Source organism: Pedobacter sp. 01T416_2 (assembly GCF_056398925.1).
The window spans coordinates 1-4,384 of sequence record NZ_JBFTQI010000509.1; the positions used below are offsets into that span (position 1 = coordinate 1).

General features: G+C 37.2%; 3 protein-coding genes. All 3 read right to left on the bottom strand.

All coding sequences use genetic code 11. The annotated features are described in order from the left end of the window. A partial coding sequence (locus tag AC1DPQ_RS19145) for a response regulator (RefSeq protein WP_477610556.1) occupies positions 1-295 on the bottom strand: 295 nt, incomplete at its 3' end. A 35-nt stretch (positions 296-330) separates the two neighbouring features. After that, positions 331-3,309 carry a ligand-binding sensor domain-containing protein gene (locus AC1DPQ_RS19150; RefSeq protein ID WP_477610557.1) on the bottom strand — a complete coding sequence of 993 codons (2,979 nt, stop codon included), beginning with the start codon at positions 3,307-3,309 and terminating at the stop codon, positions 331-333. After that, positions 3,306-4,384 (bottom strand): phospholipase domain-containing protein (locus AC1DPQ_RS19155; RefSeq protein ID WP_477610558.1); only part of this gene is annotated, 1,079 nt, incomplete at its 5' end. The genes AC1DPQ_RS19155 and AC1DPQ_RS19150, both read right to left, overlap by 4 nt.

Here is a 4,384-nt window from a genome sequence, read left to right on the forward strand (position 1 = left end):
TGGTAAGAGCTTCGAAAACCAATTCGGGCGAATCAAAAACGGTGAGGATAATAATATTCGCGTTAGGTAAGGCTTTTTTGATAAAAGGTAAGGCCTGCAGCCCGTTGGTGCCTGGCATCTGGATATCGAGCAAAATCACATCTGGATGATCGGCCTCTAAGTATTTTTTGGCCAAATCGTATGATGCATAGGCGTTAACGACTACAAAATCTTCAACATCGCTTAATAACGATTCATAACCCATTCTTAAAATATCGTCATCTTCGATTAGAACAATTCGTAAATTCTGGCTCATTTTTGTGGTTGGTTTTAATTAAGACGCTTTTAGTGCTATTTTGTAACAGGAATTCTGGTAGAAATTGTTGTAGTGGTGCCTTTCCCTTTTATAGAAGAAATCTGAAAGGTCGATTTTATACGTTTGCAGCGTGTTTGAATATTGTTTAATCCTCTTCCTTTTTGTACCGTTTCAAGATCAAAACCTTCGCCATCATCTGTTGTTAAGATGTTTACTGTATCATGATCGGTTTCAATAACCATAATCAACACCTGGCTTGCTTTGGCATGTTTTAACACATTATTTAACATCTCCTTAAAAATTAATGTTAGGTTTCGGTTAAACTCCATCGATAGGTGTAGTTTTTGATATTTGCTTAACACGCCTTCCATTTTAAATGTAACTCCCGTGTTTTGGAAAAGATCGATTCCAAAATTTTTAATGTGCATCAATATCTCAAAAAGATTATCGCTATGTGGGTCTAGCGCCCAAAGAATATCTTTAGTTCCGGTATACAACAAACTGGCGTTTTCTCTGATTAGCCTGATCAGTTCCTTTTGCTCTTTTTCGGTTCCTGCTACCTTTTTATCCAGAATTTCGGATAAAACATTAATCCTGGTCAGTTTATTGCCAATATCATCATGAAAATCTTCTGCAGTTTGCTTTCTTATTTTTTCTTGCTCTTTTAACTTTAACTTTTCGAACTGATGTTTTTTACGTTCTCTGGTTTTAAAAATGAGGTAAAAGATAAGCCAGATCAGGAAAATAAGCACCAAAAATGCGCCAATCTTAAATATAATGGTATCATAATACGGCGGTACAATGGTAAAGCTAAACTGTTCTATATTTGATTGCTGGCCATTTGCGATAGCATAAACCTGAAAAGTATAACTACCTGGTCTTATGGCCGAGTATTCGATCTCTGTGTTGGGTACAGGTTTGCTGAAATCGTTATCTACCCCAACCAGTTTGTAGCGGTAAAGTACACTTTCTGGATTGGTGAGATAAACTCCCTTAAAACTTATCGAAATGTGGTTTTGACTGTAGTTAAGTTTATAAAATTTATCTCCTTTTCCGTTCAGATCTACTGAAATATCCTTTGCCCGATCATTTTTATGAAAAACACTAACCTGTTGAATATGGATAAAAGGATTCTTTTTGTTCTCCCTAAGCGGATTGGTTTTACATTGAATAAGTCCATTTATGGTGCCTACCAATATGCTGTTTTTGTAATTGATAATTGCGTTTTGGTTACATTCTACAATGAGCGGATGGTCTCTAAAAACTTCATAACTTTGTTGTTGCCTATTAAAAGTTAATTTGTTAATCCCCCGTCCTGTTCCGGCCCATAAATTATTTTCATTATCGGTTGCAAGGCTATAAATATCATTTGAGTTTAACCCATTGGCAACAACATAACGTTTAATGGCTTTCGTTTTTAAATTCCAGGTGATGATCCCATCGCCAAGCGTAGCAAAAATCAAATTATCACCCTGCCTTATAATGCTCAGTACGTACACATTGGTGAGCGATTTGATACGAAATGTTTTATCTATCTTTTTGTTTTTGATAAGTGTAACGCCATTTGAGGTGCCAAGAAACACACTATCCTTCTGCAAAGGATAAATACACGATAAATAGCCATCAAATCCACTTATCCGTTCGGTTTTTCCATCCTTTAAATAAGTAGATGACATGTACCCGTTTATCCAGATCCCTCCTTCCTCGTCTTCAGCTATCGAGCTGTTATCAAACCTCTCTGGCTTTAATACCTGGCTAAATTTTTCTCCGTCGTATTTCCAAATGCCTTTGCCATAGGTAGAAAACCAAATGTTTTTTGCTTTATCGGCATAAACGAAGTAGATTTTTTTATCCTTAAAAGCGGGGATATCAATGTTTTGTACCTCTTTACCATCATACTTAAAAACACCTTTGTTAAAAGTGCCAAACCAGAGGTTATTATTTTTATCTGCCGCTATTCCGCTTATTGGATATGCCAGGTTCTYGCCCTTAAACCTATTGTAGCGAATAAAAGCATCGCCTTCATATTTGTAAATACCATCACTAAAACAAGATATCCAGATGTTGTTTTCAGCATCGCTAAATATTGCATTAACCTGGTTATCGCTCAATCCATTTTCTCCGTTAAAATTAATGATTGAGCCATTTTTATTTATGAAGTAAGCCCCTTTTTCAGAGCCTACCMACATATTTCCACGATGATCCTGCGCGATGGAATAATAGGTATCGATACCCTCTTTTTTAAAAAACGGTTTAACTATTCCGTTCTCCAGTACATAAATTCCGCTATGGTCGGTTAACAGATAGGCCTTATTCTTTACCGTTTTATCAAATAAGATCTTCCGGATAGATAAAGTATTGATGGCTGGCGGTAACTCTTGGTAGATTGTCCAATTGTTATTCTTAAGCTGATAAATACCCACTCCTGATGCAGCAGCATATAGGTTTCCGGAACTGTCGCTGTTTATGGTATGGATATTTTTACCAGCGATGGAATAAAAAACGATTTTATCCTTTTCAATTTTGAAAAGTTTATATTCACTTACTCCCCAAATAACACCCTCTTTGTCTTTAAGTAAATGGCTTACCCCTTTACCCGAAAACAGGGTGCTTATTTTTCCACGTTTAAGAATGCTGATACCTGTTTCAGTACCAAAAAGCATTTGGCTCTGGTTATCCTCTGTAATGCAGTTTACTGAATTTGATCCTAACCCATCGGCTTTGCTGTACGAGGTAAATTGCCTGCCATCGAAATTACTTACCCCACCAAAAGTGCCAAGCCAAAGCGTCCTGTCTTTTGCTTGATAAATTACCATTACCTGCGATTGAGGCAAGCCATCCTTAAGGCTGTAATTGGTAAAATTATAGCTTTGGGCCGATAGCTTAAGGCTAAAAAGCAAAATGAAAGAAACTATAAAATTTATCTTGATTATAGACAGTTTACTGCACATGTAATACAAAATAAGCATAATTTCTTTCAAAAGCCATCCCCCTTTTTGGGGGATATTTATCATGCGTTACCCATGTATGGGTCGGTTTGGGTAATTTCTCCGGTTTCTATTTTACCTGCATATCGGTGTTTAAATGTTGTATTGCCCGCCTGCACAATACTGAAATCGTACCAATTCGCATTTTTAGCCAGATTAAACGAGATATTTGTACCCGATTTTGGCTTAATTGTTACCGTTTTGCTCCCTGATTTGTATTTGTTATCTACAATTTGGAGCGTAACTAAACTGGCGCCTTTGTTCTCAATAGCGAAAACCAGGGTACCTGTAAGTTTTTTGCTTACCAAACCAGCTTGCTCTGGATATGCTTTTATAACAACGGAAGGATTTTTTTTGCTTCCTGCGAAATTCCTGTAAAAACCATTCGGACCGCTAACTGTAAGATCATAAACTTCGTTATCAAAATCATCCAGTTTAATGCTGTCTTTTAACACATCGCCAGCTTTTACGGCATAGGCCCATGTTTTGCCCGCAACACCTTTAAATTTGGCAATGGTATACATGTTGAAAGGCGCACCAACGGTTTCTATTTCGCTACCGAACAAGGTTTTTGCCGATTGAAAAGTAAGTACTATTTCATTATTAACCAGATTTGCATCAACTGTTAAATGATAAGGCAAAGCACAAGCATGTTTTGTTCCGTTCTCCTGTTTAGGGGCATGATTAGATGTTTCTGTAGAAAAAGCTTCGAACTTATTTATTTTTGCAACCTCTGTTTTATTAAGTGCCGTAGGACCAACCTGGGCAGGTTTGTTTTTTGCATTACCGATGTTGGTTACTACCACATCGCGTTTTAGTGGTTCAGGAGATTTAATTTTTTCTCCATTGTACGGTCTGAACACTGAGGTTAAATCGCCACAGATATTCCTTCGCCAATCGCTAATGTTATTACTTTTAATGGTTTTGCCTGTTTTTTTAGCCAGCCATTTTTCCATAAACATTAATGATGACGTATGATCGAAAACCTGTGAGTTTACAAAACCGCCCTTGCTCCAAGGTGAGGCAATAACCAAAGGAACACGATAGCCCAAGCCGATCGGGCTTCCTTTTCTTGCTTCAAAATCAGTGGCATAATTTATTC